Here is a 21,267-nt window from a genome sequence, read left to right as displayed (position 1 = left end):
AGTTCCCTCAGTCCGTCGATTTGGCTGATGCGAGCTGGCGCAGGGCTTCGCCGAGCCGCGCCGGATCGCCGTCGACCGCGATCTGCTTCAGCCGCGAGGTCGCTCCCGACAGGAGTTTGACGCTGGCCTTGGGCACGCCCAGCGATTTCGCCAGCAGCACCAGAACGGCCTTGTTGGCCTCGCCGCCATCGGCGATGGCGCGCACCCGCACCTTGAGCACGCTGCGGCCATCGGAGAGCTGCTCGATCCCGTCGATGTCATCGCGGCCCCCGCGCGGCGTCACCCGCAGCGCGATGCTGATTCCTGCGGCCCCGTAACGCCAAGGCTCCTTGATGACAAGGTTCTTTGGCAACCCGGGGCGCTCCAGCCTGATTAGATCACGTTCGGGTAGATGTAATACAGGATCACCCGCTCGATGAACATGATGAGCAGGATCAGGATGATCGGCGAGATGTCGAGGCCGCCGAGGCTGGGCAGGAAATTGCGAATCGGCGCCAGGACCGGCTCCGTGATTCGGTACAGGAACTCCGCCACCGCCGACACGAACTGGTTGCGGGTATTTACGACGTTGAAGGCGATCAGCCAGGACAGGATCGCGGACGCGATCAGCAGCCAGACGTAGAGGTCGAGCACGATGATGACGATGTCGAGAACGGCACGCATGGCTTTTAAAAACTCTGGCTTCGGTCGGGATTGACGTCTTTTTCTAGATATCGGTTCCCCCCGGTCCAAACAAGGGAAGTCGGTGCCGGGATAGCTAAAACCGGGTTACAGCCGTCCTTGACTTGACCTTGGCGGGGACTTAAATGGCGCCCGGTTGTCGGCCGCATTGACCAGAGCGGCCTACAAAAGGGGCCATAGCTCAGCTGGGAGAGCGCGTCGTTCGCAATGACGAGGTCGGCGGTTCGATCCCGCCTGGCTCCACCAGCCTTCGCTCGCTTCGCGAGCTTCGGCCCGGCAAGCCCGGAAGGTCTCTCGCAGCGAAGTGAGCGAAGGCTGCCGCGGCGTAGCCCGAAGGGCGAAGCCGGGCTCCATCCGCCCCCTACTTCCCCGTAAACCTCGGCGGCCGCTTCTCCATGAAGCTTGCGACCCCTTCCCGGAAATCGCTGCCGTTCAGCGCCACCATCATGTCCCGGTTGGCCGCGATCGTCGCCTCCGCCAGCGTCTGGAACGGCACCTCGTAGAGCTGCCGCTTGATCACGGCCATCGCGCTCGGCGAGACGAAATCGGCGAGGTCGCGCGCATAGGCATAGGTCTCCTCGCGGAGTTTTTCCGGCGAGCAGAGCCGGTTGACCAGCCCGATCCGCAGCGCCTCGTCACTCGAAACGCGCCGCGCCGAGAGCAACAGATCCATCGCGTTGGCGTGGCCGACGATTCGCGGCAGCATCCAGCTGATGCCGTGCTCTGCGATCAATCCGCGCCGCGCGAAGGCTGTCGTGAACACCGTGTTGTCGACGGCAAAGCGCAGGTCGCAATAGAGCGCGTGGACGAGGCCGATGCCGGCGGTCGCGCCGTTGAGCATGGCGATGACGGGCTTTCCGATCGACGGATAGAAGCCATAGCGCGTCTGCCAGTCGGGCCGCCGGTTCATGTCGAAGGGCGGCAGGTTCGACGCGCGCCTGACATCATCGGGATCGAGCCCCTTCAATGCGTCCATGTCGGCACCGGCGCAAAAGGCACGGCCCGCGCCGGTGATCACGATGACGCGGACATTGTCATCGGCGCTCGATGCTTCCATCGCATGGCGCACGTCGCGCTCCATGATCGGCGTCCACGCATTCATGCGGTCGGGACGGTTGAGCGTGATGGTCGCGACCTTGTCGCTGACCTCATAGAGAATGTGTTCGTAGGCCATGGCGCTCTCCCTTTGCTTGCCGGCACGCGTTCGCGCGCGCGCTCGTTGACAATGAGCCTAGCATACAAACGGATGAGAAGAGCTTGCGCTAAGGCGCGATCACTCGGCTGCTTGCGCCAGAACCGGTCGGCGCGTCAGCCAGCCGTCGATGAAGTGATCGAGCCAGGCGCGTTCGGCGGCATCGTAGACGGCACGATCCGCGAAATGATGATGCCGCTGCCGCGCGCCGGGCGCGCTGAGGCCGTCATAGCCGCGCGTGGTCCAGCGATGCATCATCGCGTAGGTCACGTCAGGATGAAACTGCACGCCGAAAGCGTTGCCGGTGCGGAACGCCTGCACCGGAAAATCGTCGCCTTCGGCAAGCAGTTCAGTGGCGACCGGCAACTCGAAACCTTCGCGATGCCAATGATAGACCCGCGCCGGCCAATTCGGGCAGAGCCGGTGTCCCGCTTCTGTCGGGCGGATCGGGTAGTAGCCGATCTGGGTCAGCGCATCGGCATGCGGCGCGACGCGAGCTCCTAACTGCTTCGCCAGCATCTGCGCGCCGAGGCAGATGCCGAGGAACGGCCGCTGTTCGCGGAGCGGAATTTCGATCCAATCGATCTCGCGGCGGATGTAGTCGTCGGGATCGTTGGCGCTCATGGGACCGCCGAAGACCACCGCGCCGGCATGCTGGTCGAGGGTCTCGGGCAGCGGATCGCCGAAGCGGGGACGGCGGATGTCGAGGCGATGCCCGAGCGCGCGCAGCGCATTGCCGACGCGGCCGGGCGTCGAGGATTCCTGATGCAGGATGATCAGAACCGGCAACCGGGTTTCGGAGGCGGCAACGTTCGGCGTCCTTCTGGGGAAGGGCACCACTTCTGCGCCACCAAATCTGTTCGTCCGGAACGACATGGTCTCTGCGAGTGCTATAGGTTCAGACCGCCAGCATAACTAAGCGATCGTTAATTTCGTGTGAGTTTGCGCACACACACGCCCGATAGAAAGCAAGCTCCGGGCCACGACCGACCGAGAGCTCTCTTTACTGTCTTTGCCTCTGAAACCGGCTGGTAGCAGACAGGATGAAGCCGCGCGGGAAGAAGCGCAGCGCAAATGGCACGATCTTGATGCCCATACCAGGGAGCACTGCCCGCTTGTTGGCCATCAGGCCGCGATAGGCCTGCCGTGCGACATCGGCGGCAGGAACATTGAGAAGGGCCGTATCATGGCCGGACCCAACGCCGGCGCGCGCCTGGAATTCGGTGGGCACTGGGCCCGGGCAAAGGACGGTGACGCGAACGCCGTGCGGTGCAAGCTCCGCCCGCAAGGCCTCGGTGAAGGAAATGACATAGGCTTTGGACGCGTAGTAGACGGCCATGCCGGGTCCGGGCAGAAAGCCGGCGACCGATCCGACGTTGAGAAGACCGCCCTTGTTCTTGATGAGCTGATCGGCAAAGCGCAGCGACAGGTCCGTCAGGGCCCGGACATTGACATCGACGATGCCGAGCTGCTCGACGCGGTCTCGCTCGATTGCGTCACCGAATACGCCGAAGCCGGCATTGTTGACGAGATTGTCGAGCTCGACGCCTTCGGCGACGAGTGCGGCCGCGATCTTCTCGCCGGCATCCGCATCCTCGAGATCGCAGGCGATCACGATCGGCTTCTTGCCGCCCTTGGCGGCGAGCTCGTTCGCGAGCGCCTCGAGCCGGTCCGCGCGTCGCGCCGTCAGCGCAAGACGATGTCCGTTCGCGGCGAACACACGCGCCAGCTCCGTGCCGATGCCCGCCGAGGCACCGGTGATCAAAGTTACCCGCTCAGTCACGATCGAGATCTCTTCAATTGAAGTTTTTTGGCCCCGCAATGCTGGAACGAGAGCATAGGCCGAGCGCGACAGGCAAGCGGCGCTGGCAGCATGGCCACTTGAGCCGGTGACAGGGGGCGCAAAACCCCGGGATTTTACGGACGAATCCGGAGTCGAGACGGCCGGGGGCTACATTAAAGTTTCGTCATGTGTCGCCACAACCGCCAATTGGTTGTGCTGACGAGATCACCCACCGAGTGCGCTGTCCTTGACCTGACCACCGGCACGATCTGCGACCGCGTGCTTCAGGTCGATCCGGTCGCGCTGGGCGATCCCGAGCAGGTCGGAGGCGCGCCAGACCACATTATCCTCGAACTCGGTGACCTGGCCGTCGGCGTAGACCAGCTCCCACATCATCTGGACGACCCGCTTGCGGCCCTCTTCGTCGAGCGAGCGCATCATGATGCTGGTGAAGTGATAGAGGTCGACCGCCTCGCCCTCGACCTCCGTCGCATCCGCGATCAGACGATCGGCAGTGCCGCGATCGAGCCCGAAGTGGCTTTCGATCAGGCTATGCAATTTGCGCTGCTCGGCAGCCGTCGGCTGGCCGTCCAGCGAGATCACGTGAACCAGCAGCGCGGTCGCCGCCAGCCGGTAATCACTGTCACCGAATGCGCGGTCCTGGGCATGGGGAGCAACAATGTCGGCGATGAATTGGCGCAGGCCGTCGAGCATAAGGTCCTACCGAATCGATGAAACCGCGGAGCGCGGCCGCTACCAGCATTATATGAGCAGGAAACTCAACCGGCGCAACGTGCGTCAGTTCCGCGCGACGCATTACGTTTCGGCAATCTGGAGCGTTTGCCGGGCTGACGACAGAGGTTTGGCGCAAATTGCCTCCACAACGTCATTGCGAGCGCAGCGAAGCAATCCAGGATCTTTCCGCGATGACAGTCTGGATTGCTTCGTCGCAAGTGCTCCTCGCAATGACGCAGACCATGGTGATCGCCGCCCTCACGGTATCTCGTACACCACCATCTTGTCGGCGATGCCGCGCAGTGCGGCCTGCTTCTGGATCGGCCTGATCTCGCGCTGCTTGAGGACTTCGGCGACCGCCGGTGCATCCAGCACCGGGCCGGTGATGTGGATCTCCTGCGCGGTCGAGAGGCTCTGCACGCGGGCGGCGATGTTGACGGTCTGGCCGAAATAATCCTGCCGCTCGTTCAGCATCACCGCGAGACACGGACCCTCGTGGATGCCGATCTTCACGATCAGATCGGCAGTGCCGCGCTTTTTGTTGAGCTCGTCCATCGCCGCGCGCATCCGCAAACCCGCTGCGATCGCATGCTCGGGACGGACGAAGGTCGCCATCACGGCGTCGCCGATGGTCTTCACCACCGCGCCTTTCTCTGAGGAGATGATCTCGAGCAGCGCATGGAAATGCGCGCGCACGAGGTCGAAGGCGGCGAGATCGCCGACGCGCTCATAGAGCGCGGTCGAGCCCTTCAGATCGGTGAACAGGAAGGTCAGCGAGGTGATCTGGAGCCGCTGGTCGAGACTGAGATTGTCCGCCTTGAAGACGTCGCGAAACGTCTGGTTCGACAGCATCCGCTTGGCGGTGAGAAACGGCTTGCGCTTGCCGATGAGGTGATGGAGTGCCTCGGCCGCGATGAACACCGACGGCAGCACGCGCACGCCGGCCTGGTTTTCCAGCGACAGCCGCAGCGGGCCCGGCCGCATGGTCGTGGTTCCCGTCGGCGCCTGCACCTTGTTGTACATGATGGCGAGCTGCTGACGGTCCTTGGTCGGCTCGCCCTGCACGTCGATGAAATGGGCGGCGTGCGTCACCGGTTCGAAGATGATGATGAAATCGTTCGGCAGTTGCAGCGACATGGTCGCCTTCTCGCCGGCCGGCAGCTCCATCGTATCCAGCGTCACCTCGTTGGCGAGCGTCGCAAACGATTCCTTGTTGAAGTCGACGCCGGAGCTCCAGAACACCTGCTTGAAATACTCCCACACCGGCAGCGTATCGGGATCATGCGCCGCAATGCGCCGGACACGTGAATTGACGGTGAAGGAGACTTCGACCTGATCGTCGACCGAGGTCTTGTAGCCGCAGGCGCAGAGCGCGCAATGATACTCATCTGGCTTGAGCGCCTTGAGGGTCGAATGCGCGCCCAGCACGCCGCCGCAGCCCGGGCACAACACGTTCCAACCGAGATCGAACAGGCCGAGCCGCGCCGAATGCAGGAACGCCGAGATCACGCGCTCTTCGTCGAGATTGTGCTCTCTGGAGAAGTCCAGGACATTGACGCGGTTGAGCTCGTGATCCTCACCGTCTTCGATGAGGCGCGTGATCGCGTCGACCACTTTCGCATCGGCGGTCTGCTTCAGAACGGAAAACTGGGCCTGGATGTCGCTCATGGCGTAACTCTATCTGGTGTGGATCACGCCGTCGGCCAGGCGAATGCCTGTCACCGACGCGTGATGCGGAACAGCGGTGAACGGTCCGGCTGGGTCGTGACGACGCCGAGCGGAATGACAGGGCTGGTATCGGCAAGCTCGACACGGAACGCGCCGATCAGCCGGGCCAGCGCCAGCACGGATTCGGCTTGCGCGAATGGTGCACCGATGCAGACGCGCGGACCCGCGCCAAAGGGCAGATAGGCAAACCGATCGGGCGCTTCCGTCGACATGAAGCGTTTTGGAATGAACGCGTTCGGCTGATCCCACAGCTTCTCGTGCCGGTGCAGCAGCCACGGCGCGATCATGATGATGTCGCCCTTGCCGATCTCGACGCCGGCCGCGTTGTCCTTCTCGCGCGCGGCCCGGGCGATCAGGAAGGCCGGCGGATAAAGCCGCATGGTCTCCTCGATCGCGGCCCGGGTGAACTTCTGGCGATCAATGTCGGCCATGCTGTCGAGATGCTCGCCACGGGTCTCGGAGGCGATCTCCTCCTGCGTATCGGGATCGAGCGCGAGCAGATAGAGCGCCCAGAATAGCGCGGTCGCCGTGGTCTCGTGGCCTGCGAGGATCATGGTCGCGACTTCGTCGACGAGTTGCTCGTCCGAAAAGCCCTTGCCGGTCTCAGGATCGCGCGCCTCGTCCATGAGATCGAAAAGATCGCGCGGCGGCGCGCCCTCCTTCTTGCCCATCTCACGCCGCTCGGCGATCAGCATCGCGACGAATTCGGTCCAGCGCTTGCGGAAACGGGCGCGGGCAAAATCCATCGGGCTTGGCCAGGACAGCGGCAGCACCATGTCGAGCAAGTACGGCCGTCCAAGTCGGGCTCCATACTCCATGACGAAGTTGCGCAAAGTCGGACCATGACGGTCCATGCCGAACGAGAACATGGTGCGTCCGGCGATCTCCAGCGTCATCCGCTGCATGATCTCGCGCAGATCGACCGGCTCGCTCGTTTGCGCGTCGAGCTTCGCGATGGTCTCGTCGAGCACCGCCGTCATGTGCGGAACGAGATTTGCGGTCGCACGCGGCGTGAACGCCGGCGCGAGGGTGCGGCGCTGAAACGTCCACGAATGGCCCTCCGCAATCAGAAGACCGTCGCCGAGCACGGGACGCAGCATGCGGATGCCGGCCGGGGTGCGCGAATAATTCTCGTAATTGCTGAGCAGGACATGCCGGATCGCATCCGGCCGGTTCAGGATGAAACTGTTGCGGAAGAAGAAGCGGCCCTCGATGACGTCTTCCTCATAGGCGCGCTGCCCCCAGGTCGCGATCATGTTCCGCTTGATCACGGCAAGCCGGCCGAGGAACGACATGTCGTCGGGCGCACGCGGCGGGGTCGGAGGGACGATGGGCCGACGCACGCTGGCGATGTTCATGGCTCGCTCCCGCAGAGGTGACGCAGGCAATTAGCTAATAAGTCAGCTCGGCAATCGCAATCCTGTTCTCGGAGGCAGGCCAGGCGCGTGCCACAATTCGTTCTTCGCCAAATTGGGCCACGATGTTACGCCCGACCTCGCCGGCCGAAAGGCGCAGTGTTGCTGTCGAATCCGTGGGCACACCCGATTTGACGTCCGACGGCTCCTTGCCGTCGAGCAGCACCACGTCCCGCGGCAGGCCGAAATAACCGCGCGGGCGCGACATGATCACGACAGCCCCGGCGTCCTTGTCCGCGGGCCCGAGCGGACGCGCAGCACGCAGATGCACCAGGTCGGACGAGCGCGGGAAGGGCGAGCGGTAGATGTGCGTGGTCGGCGCATCCGGCGCTACGAGGGCGAATTCGAGCGACCAGGAAGGCTCGACCTGCGCCGGTCCCCAGCGGCCGTCGGCGCCGGTCTTCGCGCTGTACACGGCGCTACCCTTGCGCTCCCCGGTTTCAGGATCGACGCGAAAGACATCGACGGTTGCGCCGGCCACCGGCCGATTGGTCGGCGCGCCTCCCGGTGTGCCCGTCACGAGGCCACTCAGCCTGACGCTCTGCTCCGGCACAATCGCGATCCGCGCGGGCTCGCGAGCGGCGATGAATTTATAGATCTCGCGGAAGGCCCGGGGGTGAAATGCCACCTCGCGATGATCGAGTGCGCCGAGCACGAGGTTGGTGGCCCCCTTCAACTCCGGACCTTCGACGCTGACGCCGGTTGGCGTACCGGGCTTGCCGATGAAACGGCCATCGGCCTGCGCGTATTTGTCCATGCCGTCACTGCGCAAGGTGAGGAAGGCAACACCCGGTGTCACTTCGCTCTCGCCCTCATTGAGGCTGCGCAGGAACGCGCCGCGACCGTTGAACTCGCTGTTCGGCTGGTCGTCGGTCGCGAACACGCCGTGATTGGGCGTGCCGCACAGCACGGCATGGCTGACATCGCCGCCGCCGCCGTTCTTGATCGCGTTTCGGATCGCGTAGCCGCCGCGCGAGCTGCCGACCAGTGCCACGCGGGCCGCGCCGGTGCGGCGCTTCAGTTCGGCTATGGCGGCGGCGAGCTCGCGGCGCTGGTCCTCGGTCGAGGAGCGGCCCGCCTGTTCGACCTTGTCGTCACTTCGTGCATTTGGATCGGTGAAATTGATCGCCGCCATGCGGTCGCGCGCGATACCGTTGGATTCCATCCGCCACAAGGTCGTCATCCAGAGCGCGTCGTAGTCGCCATTGCCGTGCACGAACAGGATCGGAGGCACCTCGCCCGGCCCGGCAGGTGAAGGTTGAGCCAATGCGCCCGTCCGCAGGCTCGCAACTGCGAAGGGCAAGCTGCCGGCCCCCTGCAAGATCATCCGTCGTGACAGCTTCATCTGTTCCTCCCCGGCAAAACCATCTATTTGCACCGCTTATACCGGCCTAACCACTGGACAGCGAAGGACTTTCGCAGGCATCACTGAACTTGCCGGAATCGCCCAGAGACCGCTCCAAGACAACTTCAAGACAACTTCAAGACCACTTCTGCCAGCCCATTTGGAAGGGGATATGACCGAGCAGACGAACCGCCAGAAAATTGCGGCCGACGGCATCATGGCGCCGCTGCGGTACACCGTGTTCCGGCGCATCTGGCTCGCCAGCCTGCTCTCCAATCTCGGCCTGCTGATCCAGGGCGTGGGCGCCGCCTGGGCCATGACGCAGATGGCGGCCTCGGCCGACAAGGTGGCGCTGGTGCAGACCGCGCTGATGCTGCCGATCATGCTGATCTCGATGCCGGCCGGCGCCATCGCCGACATGTATGACCGCCGCATCGTGACCCTGATCGCACTCGTGATCGCGCTGACTGGCGCGACAGCGCTCACGGTCCTGGCCTGGCTCAACTACATTTCCCCGGAAACGCTGCTCGTCTTCTGCTTCGTCGTCGGCAGCGGCAACGCACTGTTCGGTCCGGCCTGGCAATCCTCGGTCAGCGAGCAGGTGCCGCCCGACGCCCTGCCGTCGGCCGTCGCGCTGAACGGCATCAGCTACAACATCGCGCGCAGCTTCGGCCCGGCGGTCGGCGGTGTCATCGTCGCCGCGCTCGGTGCGGTGGCGGCGTTTGCGTGCAATGCGATCCTCTATTTGCCGTTGCTGGTGGTGCTGCTGCTCTGGCGGCGCAACACCGAACCCTCGCGCCTGCCGCGGGAGAAGCTCAACCGCGCCATGGTGTCGGGCTTCCGCTACATCACCAATTCGCCGCCGATCAAGATCGTGCTGTTGCGCACGCTGGTGATGGGCCTGATTGGCGGCGCCATCATGGCGTTGATGCCGCTGGTCGCGCGCGATCTGCTGCATGGCGGCGCGCAGACCTACGGCATCATGCTCGGTGCCTTCGGGATGGGCGCCGTGGTCGGTGCGCTCAACATCCACGAATTGCGCAAGCGCATGAGCGGCGAAGCTGCGATCCGCGCCTGCACCATCTCGATGGCGTTTGCGATGGCCGCTCTTGCCGTGAGCACCGAGCCGGTGCTGACCGCGGCTGCACTGGTGCTCGCCGGCGCGGTCTGGATGGCTGCCATTGCGCTGTTCAATATCGGCGTGCAGCTTTCGGCGCCGCGCTGGGTTGCGGGCCGCTCGCTCGCAGCGTTCCAGGCCTCGATTTCCGGCGGCATCGCGATCGGCGCCTGGGGTTGGGGCCATCTCACCGACTATGCCGGCGTCGAGGTCGCGCTGCTGACGGCCGCCGGCCTGATGCTGATCTCGCCGGTGCTCGGGATCTGGCTCACGATGCCTCGCGTCGGCGCGCGCAACGAAGACGCCGATGTGCTGGCCGATCCTGAAGTCAAGCTGTCGCTAACGGCACGCAGCGGGCCGCTGGTGGTCGAGATCGAATACCGCGTCGCCCAAGAGAACGCGCGCGCCTTTCACAACGTGATGCAGGACGTGCAGCTCTCTCGGCAGCGCAACGGCGCCTATGGCTGGTCGATCGCGCGCGACATCGCCGATCCCGAATTGTGGACCGAACGCTACCATTGTCCGACCTGGCTCGACTATCTGCGCCAGCGCAACCGCTCGACCCAGTCCGAACGCGCGCTGCATCAGGAGGCGATCAATTTCCACATCGGCCCCGACCCGGTGCGGATCCGCCGCATGCTCGAGCGTCCATTCGGCTCGGTGCGCTGGAAAGAGGAGACGCCGGACCAGGCCGCAAGTGAGGTGCTGCCCGTGGTCGCCACCGCGGCGGGAAGCAGCACGTAGGGTTTTTGCGAGTCCGTAACGACGCCTTATTGCCCGTGATCCGTCAGCACCTTGTCGCAGCCTTTGGTGAGCCGCGTACGGTTCTGCTTGAGGCAGGCGAGCACAGCCTGATCGCCATTGTTCATCACCGGGCGGCAGAAGCGCGTGACGTCGCGTGCGCAGGCGTCGTGACCGGGCTGCTGCGCTGACGCAGCCGATGCAAACAGGATCAATGGAATGATGAAAAGAAATCTGGTCATCGCGTAATGCCTCTTACCCGGAAGATGTGCGGGCGAAGCTAGAGCGACGATCCCGAGGCCGCAACGGCTTTATTGACAGGCGGGCCTGCGCCGCCGCGTGGCTCCGGCATTCACGCCGGGGCACATCGCGAGGGGAGCGAACCGACGCAACGAGCGATCGTTGCTGTTACTGACTGTCCTGGGCGTCAGCGACCTTGCGTGACGCGCCGCCCTTGGCGAGTTCCTTGTCCATCACGGTGCGGCAACCGGCGCTCAGATCCGAACGATGCTTCATCATGCACGCCGTGATCTTCGGGATGTTCGGGATTTCCGACGAGCACAGACGGAAGGCGTCGCCCGTGCACTGCTGCTGCGCTTCGGACGAGAAGGCGAAGCTGGAGCCGGTCGAGGCGATCGAGAGGATGGCGGCAAAGCCCAGAGCCAGGCTGATGTCGCGGATCTTGCTACTCAAGGACTTGGCGTTCAGAGACTTGGTGTTCAGAGACTTGGTGTTCAGCGAGTTGGTCATTTGAAGCTCCCATTGGCACCGCTGGAAGCGGGCCCGTTGTTGATGGGATCGACCATGCTCCAGCAAAACAGTTTCCACTGTGATGACGGTCACGGGAGGCCCACCCTCTGTGACTATGGTCACGTTGGCGCACCTCGCTGAAATTCCTTCATATCCGCTGCCGTGTTGGTGTCACGTTAACTGTTCCTTCGCATTAATGGCTCGGCGAGCGGGAAATTCCGCCGGTTTGGTTGCGTAATTGGAAAGAATGGCGATGCGTAATGCGTTGGGCCTGATGCTGGCCAGTGTAGTTGCGGCGGTCGTGATTGCCGCCGGCGGTTGGTTTTATTATTCTTCGCGCGCCGACCAGGCCGCTCCCAAGACAATTGCCGCCCGTGCCGCCGATCCATTGTCGGCACAGGCGAAGCTCGCCGCCAAGGACGACGTCGCGACCACGGCGACGATTGCGGCCAAGCCGGCCGCAGCCGCCCCGGCGCCCGCACCCGCGCCGATGCCGGTTCAGCAGAAATCGACCTGCGCCAATCCCAACGCGCTCGGCGTCTCCCGGGTGGTCGAGATCGACACCACCGGCGGTCCGGGCTTCGGCTTCGATCATTTCAAGCAGTTCGACTTCCTCACCGACAAAGAGGTCGTGCTGACCTTCGATGACGGCCCCTGGCCGGTCAACACGCCCGCCGTGCTGAAGGCGCTCGCGGATGAATGCACCAAGGGGCTGTTCTTCTCGGTCGGCAAGCATGCGACCTACCATCCGGAAATCCTGCGTCAGGTGCTGGCCCAGGGCCACACGGTCGGCGCGCACACCTGGTCGCACGTCAATCTGAACGGCAAGAAGATGACGGAGCAAATGGCCAAGGACGAGGTCGAGAAGGGCTTTAGCGCAGTGAGGTTCGCGCTCGGCACCAACCCCGCACCGTTCTTCCGTTTCCCGCAGCTTCAGCACAATCCGGCGATCGTGAGCTATTTCGGCACGCGCAACGTCGCGATGTTCTCGACCGACATCGACTCCTTCGACTTCAGGAAGGGCGCGACGCCGGAGAAGATCATCGAGACCGTGATGACCAGGCTCGACAAGCTCGGCAAGGGCATCATCCTGATGCACGACTTCCAGAAGCACACCGGGGAAGCCATGCCGGCGCTGCTCGCGCGTCTCAAGGCCGGCGGCTACAAGGTCGTGCAGATGAAGGCCAAGACGACCTTCCAGACGCTGCCGGAATATGACGAGGCGCTGCTGAAGGACCTGAAGGTGCCGACCTCGAGCGCGCGTCCGATCGGGAGCGTGGTGCAGACGGTTTCGCAGTAACGCGTCAGTCCGATCCAAAACTCTTGCGTCATGGCCGGGCTTGTCCCGGCCATATGCTTTTTGAGAGCAGGCATCTTACCAGTAGATGCCGTGACGATGCAGTTCGCTGATGATGCGGCCTTCGGTCCAGCTGCGCTTGTGCTTCGGCTTGTCTGCCTTGGCCGTCGTCTTCGCGGCGGGTTGGGTCTTCGTCGCGGGCGCTGAGGCCGTGGTGGTCGTCGGTGTTGGTGTGGCGGCCGCCGGAGGCGGAGTGAGCGAAACCGCCGGCGGGCGATCGAGATATTTCGGAGCTTCGGCGGCTGGCGCTGCTTCGCTCACCTGCGTCGGCGCGGCAGCAAGCGCCGGCGCCGTTTGCTGAACCGAAGCCGGCTCGCTCACCGCGGACAGCGACAGGCTGCGCGGACCTCCGGCCTGGGCAGAGGCAGAGACCAGCACCATGGCGGCCACCAGAATGATCTTGCGCATATGAAATCTCCCCGTGTTTGGCGTGAGCTGGACACTAGGAGAGCCGCGCTCGGGGTAATGTGATGCGAATCACGCCGGCGGCATCCCTCGCATCTGTCATTGGCTACCGGCGAACGCTCAGCTCCCGGATCGCAAAACCGAGGTCGCGGGGATCGCCCGGAAAATGCGTGACGGCATTGGTGTCCAATTCGATCACGAGCGTCTCCTCACTTACGAATCGATCCAACGGAAATGACAACGGGCCTGCGGGCACGACGCCTTTGTAGATCTCACGTCCATTGATCTTGACCAGGAATTCGTTTCCGGAGATCGGCATGGGCCACAATTCGAGCTTCAACGTGCGCGCCGGCATCAAAGGCTTGTTCGGAATCTCGAGGCGCGCGTTCGGCGATGCCCATTGAAGCGCACCGCCAGGGGTCATTTCCTTGCCGAAAAGGCCGCGCGTTGCGATCCCCGGCGGAGCTTCTGCGCCGACCTCAAGCACATTGCGTTGCCCATCCATGAATTCGCGCGAAGACCGGTCTGTGGCCACGGATATCAGCCGCTGCCCCGGATTGGCCGTGAGCCGTCCGGACGCCACCAGACAGTCGAACTTTTCAAAGCCTTCGGGAAAATACGGCCGCCCCGCCCTGTCGGGCCAGTACATGATTCGCGGCGCCGCCCAAGGCACACGAAGCTCCGCTGCGAGCCGGCGCAACAAATTGTGCATCATCGGATTCGCAACATCGATGACAAGTCCGTTGCAGCTCTTGATGTCCGCCGACAGGCGATTGTAGTCCCAGTCGAGAGACGTCGCCTTTTGCGCGTTGACCTGCGCGGCGGCGGTCGGAAGACCCGGAAGACCCGCGCCCACCACTTGCATCACCAGCAGCGGCCGCAATATGCCGAGGCCGAGGTGAACAGCCACGACGACGGCAACGGCGGCAACGGCGCCTGGATTCCACCGCTTCGCAGCCAAGGGAGCCAAGGGAGCAACGACAAGAGTGAAGAGCATCGGCATCGCCATGGCCAGGCCCTTGCCCGCGGCCCAACCATGACCGGCCGCGAGGATGGCAATGGGTACGAGGCATCCGGCAAGGCTGCCTGCCAGGAGTCGAGCGGCGCTGCCGTCCGGATCGGCGCGCCAGATCGTCCAGGCTGTTCTTGCAATCCCCCTCAACAGCACGAACAGAAAGCCATAGAGCAGCAATTTCCACGCGACCGCCGCGGCGACGGGCCAACCCGCCGACGGCAGCACCGCATAGAGGCCGAGACCCGCAAGCGCGGATTCGACGGGCAATGAGAACCAGGCGTTCGCCAGTTCTCCGATACGACTGTCGGGACTGGTGATGACAGCGAGAAAGTTCGCGTCGCTGCCAAATAGGTAACGCTGATAGTACTTCCACCAGTCGGGCGGGTTGATCGCTGCATGACTCAGCTGGCGGACGACATAGGCAACCGTGCCGGACCAGAGCGGGATGCACGCGAGCAGCGATATTCCCACACCCGCCGCCAAGCCTGACGCAGCCACGGGCAAGGCCTTGCGCGAGGCGCGATGCCAGCAGCCCATCGCAGCCGCAACCGCCGCGGCGGGACCGTAGATCGTCAGCGATTCCGGGTAGAGAAAGAACGCGCCTGTCATCAAGGCCGCAAAGACCGCTCCCAACCGCATGATCGAGCCGGGCATCTGCCCAAAGCGATTGTGGTCGAAGGCGAAAGCCACGAATGCGAGCAGCAGCAGGAAGATTGGCTGCGTCGCAAGCTCCGACCATGCGTTGATGTCGAAGACGTACTGCTCGAAGAATCCGATCGTAAGCGCCGCGGCGCACGCAAATGCCAGCCAGCGCCGCATCGAGAGCGCGTTGACAAAGACGAACAGCGCCGCAAACAGCATGTTGAGCTGCATGCCGACCATATACGGATAGGCGCAATCGACGACATCGCCGCGACTGATGGCGGCGATTGCCGCATGGATCATAGACACGGCGCCGCGATGGTCGACGAACTTCAGCGCCATCACTGAAATTGGATTGGAGTTCGTCTCGTCGGCGCCCTGGACTGCCAGGGCTGCGTGGTCGAGCACCCGATACGAAACCGAGGAGCCCACGTACAGCATGTGATCGTAGACGTTGGCCTGGAAAACGCGGAAGCGCGCGCCTCCGGTCCAGCCGGGAGCAAGACACACCATCGCAATAGCCGCGACCGCGATCGCCATCGCAGGCCGGCGTCCGAACGATGGCTCGGGCCGCCGACGCAGCGCCGGAAAGCGCATTGCGGCGGCAATGACAAGACCGGCGATTGCCATCGCAAGCAGCGTCACCCATGGAGCGACGCCGGAGAGATACAGGACCGCGGTTCCTGCGGCGAGAAGGCCGAAGCCAAGCGGCGGCGCGAGCGCCCAGCGCACAGCAAACTGGTCCGACGGCAGAAGCAGGGAGAACGGAAGACCAATGGCGCCACTCGTGAGCGCGACGAGCCCAACCACCAGGATATCGTGCATGCTGCCTCGCGCCGCCGCATTGCCGTTAGTTTCGGCCGTCCGGACGCGCTGTCAATCCAAGGCAAATGACCAAAGCGCGCGGCACGCGGGCCGCGAAGCATTGTCAGCTTCATGCATGATTTGGGATATTTCGACCTGGAGCAGAAAACCCTGCAACGTCTCGACTTAGGTCCGTTCCGTCACCAAAATCTTCGGGCCGGACGCTGGGGCGCTGGTGCCGCAAGAGGGATTCGAACCCCCGACCCCGTCATTACGAATGACGTGCTCTACCAACTGAGCTATTGCGGCGAACCTTGCCGGGGCCCGCGCGAGGCCGGTCCCGTTACGCGCGCTCCTGATATCGGGCATGGCCCGAATTGGCAAGGTGGAGCCGGCTCCCAAATGCCGCTCACCCGCCCCAGCGAGACCAGAATCCGCGCCAGCCGCCGGCCTGGGCCTTTGCGTGGTCCCTGGGCGTGCCGATTTGTTCCGTAAATTCGTCGCTCGGACCCTCGTCGTCGATCCCTGGATCATCAGGGGCGCGGACGATCGGGATAACGGCGGGAATAGGTGCTGGTGTGGGCTTGCCGAGGTCGGCGCGGGTCCGGAACACCGGCGTTGCCGCCGCCGGCAATGATTCGACGATCTCGGGGGCCTGTTGGACCGGCTCGGCGGGCGTGACGACCGGCTCTTCCTTGGCTGTTTCCTTGACAGTTTCCCCGGCGATTTCCTTTGAGATTTCCTTGTCCTCAAGGGGCGGCGAATTGTCCTGCGGGGCAGGCACCGGATCCGGCGCCGTGACAACCGGTTCCGCCGGGCCTTCGCTCGGGGCCGCCGTCACCCGCTTCGGCGGCGGAGCCGCCAGCATGGCTTCCTCGAAGGCTGAGGATTCGATCATCGCGCCCCTGTCGGAAGGAAGACTAGCGACCGGCGTCTGCCACTGGAACGCGTCAAGCCGGCCGGTGACCGGGGACACCGGACGCCAGCGGTCGCTGACATAACCGTCCGCGGTCCAGGCCGGATCATGGCGGGCGCGCACCGCGCGCAAGGTCCAGGCGCGGGCCCGGCCGCCGTCACCATGCTCGGTACGCTCGATCTCGGCCATCAGCAGCGCCACGCGCTGGGTCGGATCGTTGACGTAAGGCGCCAGCACCGCGCGCGCACGGGCGAACTCGGACGCATCGATCGCGGCGCGCGCGATCGCCAGCTGGCCCTCGACATAACCAGCCTTGTCGGCAGGAATCTTGGCCGCAAGCGTCTCGACCCGCTGCAACCGCTGCCGCGCGGAATCCCCGAGCTTCACATGCGCATAGGCATCCGCGAGATCAGGATGCGGATTGGCGAGCCAGGCGGTTTCCACCAGCTTCATGGCGCGGCGCACCTGGTGCGCCTCGCTCTCGAATTTTGCGGCGAGCACTGCGGCCGGGACCAGGGTCGGCGCGAGCTTGACCGCCTGCATCACGCTCTCGCGCGCGACGTCGCGGTCCATCGTTTCCAATTCCAGCGCGCGGGCGGCGAGCAGCACGCCGCGCTGGCGGCGATAGGCCTGCTTGTCGATCAGGCCCGCGGACAGATTCGAATCGAGGATCGCGAGCGCGCCGCTCCAGTCGCCGCGCGCGCAGCGGAAGCCGAGCACCGCATGCGAGGCCCAGGTCGAGGACGGCGACAGCTTGATCGCTTCCTCGGCGATCATCACCGCGCCGACCGCATCGTCGGCGCGCTGCGCCTCGATGAACAGACCGCGCAGGCCGAGCAGGCGCGTGTCCTCGCGCTCGGCCATGGCGCGGAAGACGCGCTGGGCCTCGTCGCGATTGCCCTCGAGCTGCGCCGATTGCGCATGCAGGAGAAGCGCGAGCGGATCGTTTGCGGCCAGCCGCCGCGCGGTATCGACGTGGCGACGGGCAAGCGCGGTGTCCCCGTGGCCGATCGCAAGCAGGCCGTGGGTGATGGCGTGGCGGCCGCGCGCATGACGCTTTTCGTGACGGCGGCGGCGCAGACGCCCCGGAGCGCGCCAGGCCATCGTCAGCAGGCTCCAGACCAGCACGACTGCCGCGGCAAAGAGGCCCAGCAAGAACACGAATCTGGGAAGCGTCGTCGTGGCGCGGAAGGCGCCTGCGGTCAGGACGAGATCGCCGGGCTGATCGGCAACCCAGGCCGCGCCGGCCGCCGCCAGCGCGATCAGGACGAGGAAGAGGACGATGCGAAGCATGACGATCCCTATACGCGCGGATTGTTGCGCGAACCTTTATTGACCAGGCTTGACGAGATCCGCCATGGCGGCGTCGGCGAATTTGCGTGAGGCGGCGAGCGCGGCGTCACGGGCATCGGCCTTGTCGAGCCAGGCTTGCGCCGGTGCACGATCGGCCTCCGGCAGCGTCTTCAACTCGCGCCGTGCCTCGACGAAATCGTTGCGCAACGCAGCCGCCGTCACCCGCGCGACGATGGCGCCGCGATCATTGCCGACCCCATCGGTACGCTCGATGCGGACGAGTTTCGACGCCCCTGCCTGAAGGCGCTCGACGATGCCCGTGCCGCTGGCCGGAGCTTCCGCCGGCGGCGACAATTTCGGCACGATGTTGAGGAGCTCGCGACTGAGCGCGACCGGCGTCGGAATGCCTGACGAAGCAAAGGTGTCGAGCGGCTTCAGCATATCCGGCTTTGCTGCCAGCGACCGCGCGGCGGCGAGCTGCGATTCGTAGGCGTCGCCGTGGCGAACGGCGACGTCGAGCAGGGCCGCCGCCACCACATGGCGCAGCGGCTTGTCGTCCATCGTCTTCGCGTCGGCGATCTTCTCGCTTTGCTGCGCGAGTTCGGCACGTTCGGTCTTGCTGGCACGCTCGAGCTGCGCGAGGCGGTCGTTGAGAGCGGCAAGATCGGGCGCGGCAGCGCGCGGCGCCGATGTCGCGTCGTTCAGGGCGATCGCGGTCTTGTCGGACTGTGCGCGCAGACTGGCGATCTCGCTGCGCAGGCTCGTTGCGGATTTCTCCAGCGCATCGATCCGCGCCACCATGGCCGGATCGGCGGCAGGCTTGCCTGCCTTGGCTTCGACCGCGGCCACGCGCCCGCTCAGCGCCTCGACGGTTGCGCCCGTCACTTGCGGAGCAGCCGGAGGCGCCTGCACCGCAGGCCAGCCCAGCATCCAGCCGACTGCGATTACGATGGCGGCTGCCACGGCGCCGGAGAACGGAGCGATAACCCAGGGTGAAATTGACGGCGATACCGACGCGGACGCAACGGAAGATTCTTCCTGGGCAAGCTCGGGCTTCGGCTCGGCATGAGCTTCTTCGGACTTTGCCTCTTGAGACTTTTCCTCCTGAGACTTCCCCTCTTCAGATTTGGCTTGCTCATGCGCGGCCTGTTCGGTCGCTGCCTCAGGCTCGCCGGCCACCTCCTGCGGCTGGGTCGAGACCTCGGTTGCCTGGAGGTCGATGGTGGGCGGGATGCGCTTGGCGCGGCCGGACTCGGGAGCCAATCCTGCGTCTTCAGGCTTGTCGTCGGCCATCGTGACGGTTCCTCACACTTACATGCCCTGAACGAACGGATCCGATTGCGTCGGATTCGGCCCGACCTCTTACGCCAAACGGGTGCGCAAAGCACGCTCCAAGGTGTCAAATAAGGCATTTTCGTCCGGCGTCGCCGCCACCAGAACCTGCGAGGCACCGGCCTCGCGCAGCACGCCCGCGACCGTCTCGGAAAGGCAGCATTGCGGGATCGCCAGAGCCGAGATTTCGACACCTTCGGCGCGCGCGGCTTCCAGGAAAGCCCGCGCGCTGCGCCGGGAGTAATGCAGCACCGCCTCGATCCCATGGGCGGCAAAGCCCTCACAGACATCGCGCGGCAACAGCTTGACCGGCGCCATGCGGTAGGTCGTCTGCGTGACGACGTTGAAGCCTTCGGCGCCCAGTTCACCGCCGAGGTCGCGCGACAGGTCCGCGCCCGCGAGATAGAGCAACGTGCTCTTTTTCTTCAGCCGCTTGTCGCGCGCGCTCTGCATCACCTTGTCGCGCAAGGCCGCGGCATCACCGCCGGCGACGACCACCTCGGCAAAGCCGGCATCGCGCGCGGCGGCGGCCGTGTGCTCACCGACCGCGAACAGCGGCAGCTCCAGGAGACCAAGGTCCCGCAATTGCGGCGCGACGCCACGGATCGCATTGGCCGACGTGACAATGACGGCGCTGTAGCTTGTCTCACTCTCGTCATGGAAGGCGACCGGCTCGAACTTGAGCACCGGGGCGAGCAGCGCCACATGCCCCCGTGCACGAAGATTTTCCGACGTCGCCTCATTGTCGGGATGCGGCCGTGTGACAAGAATGGACATCGCTTGTGTTCCCGAACCACGTGGCGGTGGCGCTTTCACGAGGAACGGCCGCGCGTGACGATTGCGTTGGCCGACCCCGGAATGCTACCGGACGTACCAGAACTCTGCTTTGCGGATGAGCGCAAGGGGCGAGAGAAGGGCGCAAATTGAATAACAATTCGCCAATGCTGGTACTGGGCATCGAAACCACCTGCGACGAGACCGCCGCGGCGGTAATTGAGCGTGCGCCGGACGGCAGCGGCAAGATCCTGTCCAATATCGTGTGGTCGCAGGTCGAGGAGCATGCCCGTTTCGGCGGCGTGGTACCGGAGATCGCTGCCCGCGCCCATGTCGATCTGCTCGACGGCATCATCGACCGCGCCATGACTGAGGCCGGCATCGACTTCGCCCAGCTCGACGGTGTCGCGGCCGCCGCAGGCCCGGGACTGATCGGCGGCGTCATCGTCGGGCTCACCACCGCGAAGGCGATCGCGATGGTGCACGACACGCCGCTGGTCGCGGTGAACCATCTGGAAGCGCATGCGCTGACACCGCGCCTGACCGACGCACTCGAATTTCCCTATTGCCTGTTTCTCGCCTCTGGCGGCCATACCCAGATCGTTGCCGTCACCGGCGTCGGCCAGTATGTGCGGCTCGGCACCACCGTCGACGATGCGATCGGCGAGGCCTTCGACAAGGTCGCGAAAATGCTGGGCCTGCCCTATCCGGGCGGGCCGCAGGTCGAGCGCGCGGCAGCCAACGGCGATCCGGCGCGATTTGCATTTCCGCGGCCGCTGCAGGGACGCCCCGACGCCAACTTCTCGTTATCGGGATTGAAGACGGCGGTGCGCAACGAAGTAAGTCGGTTGGCCGAGATCACACCGCAGGACGTCAGCGATCTCTGCGCGAGCTTCCAGGCCGCCGTGCTCGACTCCACGGCCGACCGGTTGAGCGTCGGTCTGAAACTCTTCCGCGAGCAGTTCGGTGCGCCACGTGCGCTGGTGGCGGCCGGCGGCGTTGCCGCCAATCAGGCGATCCGCGGCGCCTTGCATGAGGTTGCGAGCAAAGCCGGTACACAATTGATCATGCCGCCGCCGGCGCTCTGCACCGACAACGGCGCGATGATCGCCTGGGCCGGCGCCGAACGTCTCGCGCTCGGCATGATCGACACGATGGAAGCACAGCCTCGCGCGCGCTGGCTGCTCGATGCGAACGCGACGGCACCGGCCGGATACGGCAAGACACGCGCGGGATTCTAGC

Annotated in this window: 20 protein-coding genes and 2 tRNA genes; 5 read left to right on the top strand and 17 right to left on the bottom strand. The window is 64.7% G+C overall.

The annotated features are described in order from the left end of the window. Positions 1-7 precede the first annotated feature (7 nt). Together IVB40_RS00415 and IVB40_RS00410 are read right to left on the bottom strand one after the other, a co-directional pair. Positions 8-352: a DUF167 domain-containing protein gene (locus tag IVB40_RS00415; RefSeq protein ID WP_027566322.1), complete on the bottom strand. Its 345-nt coding sequence runs from the start codon at positions 350-352 to the stop codon at positions 8-10. A 20-nt stretch (positions 353-372) separates the two neighbouring features. Next, positions 373-663, bottom strand: a complete 291-nt coding sequence (locus IVB40_RS00410; protein WP_007598721.1) for a YggT family protein — start codon at positions 661-663, stop codon at positions 373-375. Positions 664-851: 188 nt separating this feature from the next. Between IVB40_RS00410 and IVB40_RS00405 the strand changes: the two genes are divergently transcribed. Then, positions 852-927: transfer RNA gene (locus tag IVB40_RS00405), tRNA-Ala, on the top strand. A gap of 115 nt (positions 928-1,042) precedes the next feature. Here IVB40_RS00405 and IVB40_RS00400 read toward each other — a convergent pair. From IVB40_RS00400 to IVB40_RS00370, 7 genes are all read right to left on the bottom strand, one after another. Next, positions 1,043-1,855, bottom strand: a complete 813-nt coding sequence (locus IVB40_RS00400) for an enoyl-CoA hydratase (RefSeq protein WP_027566321.1) — start codon at positions 1,853-1,855, stop codon at positions 1,043-1,045. A 99-nt stretch (positions 1,856-1,954) separates the two neighbouring features. Further along, positions 1,955-2,749 (bottom strand): glutamine amidotransferase, encoded by a 795-nt coding sequence (locus IVB40_RS00395; RefSeq protein WP_247817812.1) that lies wholly within the window; start codon positions 2,747-2,749, stop codon positions 1,955-1,957. Positions 2,750-2,876: 127 nt separating this feature from the next. Further along, positions 2,877-3,656, bottom strand: a complete 780-nt coding sequence (locus IVB40_RS00390) for an SDR family oxidoreductase (protein ID WP_027566319.1) — start codon at positions 3,654-3,656, stop codon at positions 2,877-2,879. Between the two features lie 225 nt (positions 3,657-3,881). Beyond that, on the bottom strand, positions 3,882-4,370 hold the full coding sequence (locus IVB40_RS00385) for a TerB family tellurite resistance protein (protein ID WP_027566318.1): 489 nt from the start codon (positions 4,368-4,370) through the stop codon (positions 3,882-3,884). A gap of 279 nt (positions 4,371-4,649) precedes the next feature. Beyond that, positions 4,650-6,059, bottom strand: a complete 1,410-nt coding sequence (locus IVB40_RS00380) for an adenylate/guanylate cyclase domain-containing protein (protein WP_247357308.1) — start codon at positions 6,057-6,059, stop codon at positions 4,650-4,652. 50 nt (positions 6,060-6,109) lie between these two features. Continuing rightward, a complete protein-coding gene (locus IVB40_RS00375) occupies positions 6,110-7,477 on the bottom strand; it encodes a cytochrome P450 (protein ID WP_247357309.1) in 1,368 nt (455 codons plus the stop codon). A 34-nt stretch (positions 7,478-7,511) separates the two neighbouring features. Beyond that, positions 7,512-8,879 carry a hydrolase gene (locus tag IVB40_RS00370; protein ID WP_247817811.1) on the bottom strand — a complete coding sequence of 456 codons (1,368 nt, stop codon included), beginning with the start codon at positions 8,877-8,879 and terminating at the stop codon, positions 7,512-7,514. Between the two features lie 172 nt (positions 8,880-9,051). On the opposite strand from IVB40_RS00370, the gene IVB40_RS00365 reads away from it, so the two are divergent. Next, the gene (locus IVB40_RS00365; RefSeq protein WP_247817810.1) at positions 9,052-10,740 is read left to right on the top strand and encodes an MFS transporter; all 1,689 of its coding nucleotides are present in this window, start codon (positions 9,052-9,054) and stop codon (positions 10,738-10,740) included. A 26-nt stretch (positions 10,741-10,766) separates the two neighbouring features. On the opposite strand, the gene IVB40_RS00360 is transcribed toward IVB40_RS00365, so the two are convergent. Further along, positions 10,767-10,979, bottom strand: a complete 213-nt coding sequence (locus IVB40_RS00360; RefSeq protein ID WP_007604145.1) for a hypothetical protein — start codon at positions 10,977-10,979, stop codon at positions 10,767-10,769. Positions 10,980-11,145: 166 nt separating this feature from the next. Next, positions 11,146-11,487, bottom strand: coding sequence for a hypothetical protein (locus tag IVB40_RS00355; RefSeq protein WP_247358098.1), 342 nt, complete (start codon positions 11,485-11,487; stop codon positions 11,146-11,148). Between the two features lie 253 nt (positions 11,488-11,740). Between IVB40_RS00355 and IVB40_RS00350 the strand changes: the two genes are divergently transcribed. Further along, a complete protein-coding gene (locus IVB40_RS00350; RefSeq protein WP_247817809.1) occupies positions 11,741-12,787 on the top strand; it encodes a polysaccharide deacetylase family protein in 1,047 nt (348 codons plus the stop codon). Positions 12,788-12,862: 75 nt separating this feature from the next. Here IVB40_RS00350 and IVB40_RS00345 read toward each other — a convergent pair whose 3' ends face one another. Together IVB40_RS00345 and IVB40_RS00340 are read right to left on the bottom strand one after the other, a co-directional pair. Further along, on the bottom strand, positions 12,863-13,252 hold the full coding sequence (locus tag IVB40_RS00345; protein WP_247817808.1) for a hypothetical protein: 390 nt from the start codon (positions 13,250-13,252) through the stop codon (positions 12,863-12,865). A 103-nt stretch (positions 13,253-13,355) separates the two neighbouring features. Next, complete coding sequence (locus IVB40_RS00340) at positions 13,356-15,125, bottom strand: hypothetical protein (RefSeq protein WP_247817807.1); 1,770 nt, start codon at positions 15,123-15,125, stop codon at positions 13,356-13,358. 177 nt (positions 15,126-15,302) lie between these two features. Between IVB40_RS00340 and IVB40_RS00335 the strand changes: the two genes are divergently transcribed. Further along, complete coding sequence (locus tag IVB40_RS00335) at positions 15,303-15,800, top strand: hypothetical protein (RefSeq protein WP_247817806.1); 498 nt, start codon at positions 15,303-15,305, stop codon at positions 15,798-15,800. 143 nt (positions 15,801-15,943) lie between these two features. Here the strand turns inward: IVB40_RS00335 and IVB40_RS00330 are convergent. From IVB40_RS00330 to IVB40_RS00315, 4 genes are all read right to left on the bottom strand, one after another. Further along, positions 15,944-16,019: transfer RNA gene (locus IVB40_RS00330), tRNA-Thr, on the bottom strand. A 100-nt stretch (positions 16,020-16,119) separates the two neighbouring features. After that, positions 16,120-17,919, bottom strand: a complete 1,800-nt coding sequence (locus IVB40_RS00325) for a heme biosynthesis HemY N-terminal domain-containing protein (protein ID WP_247817805.1) — start codon at positions 17,917-17,919, stop codon at positions 16,120-16,122. A gap of 36 nt (positions 17,920-17,955) precedes the next feature. Then, a complete protein-coding gene (locus IVB40_RS00320) occupies positions 17,956-19,212 on the bottom strand; it encodes a hypothetical protein (protein ID WP_247817804.1) in 1,257 nt (418 codons plus the stop codon). A gap of 69 nt (positions 19,213-19,281) precedes the next feature. Then, positions 19,282-20,028, bottom strand: a complete 747-nt coding sequence (locus IVB40_RS00315; protein WP_247819637.1) for a uroporphyrinogen-III synthase — start codon at positions 20,026-20,028, stop codon at positions 19,282-19,284. A gap of 164 nt (positions 20,029-20,192) precedes the next feature. Between IVB40_RS00315 and tsaD the strand changes: the two genes are divergently transcribed. Further along, a complete protein-coding gene (gene tsaD / locus IVB40_RS00310) occupies positions 20,193-21,266 on the top strand; it encodes a tRNA (adenosine(37)-N6)-threonylcarbamoyltransferase complex transferase subunit TsaD (RefSeq protein WP_247817803.1) in 1,074 nt (357 codons plus the stop codon). Position 21,267: the final 1 nt, after the last annotated feature.

This window comes from Bradyrhizobium sp. 40 (assembly GCF_023100925.1).
In the GTDB taxonomy this organism is placed as follows: Bacteria; Pseudomonadota; Alphaproteobacteria; order Rhizobiales; family Xanthobacteraceae; genus Bradyrhizobium.
The sequence above is the reverse complement of the archived record's forward strand: the minus strand, read 5'-3'. Positions and strand labels throughout refer to the sequence as shown.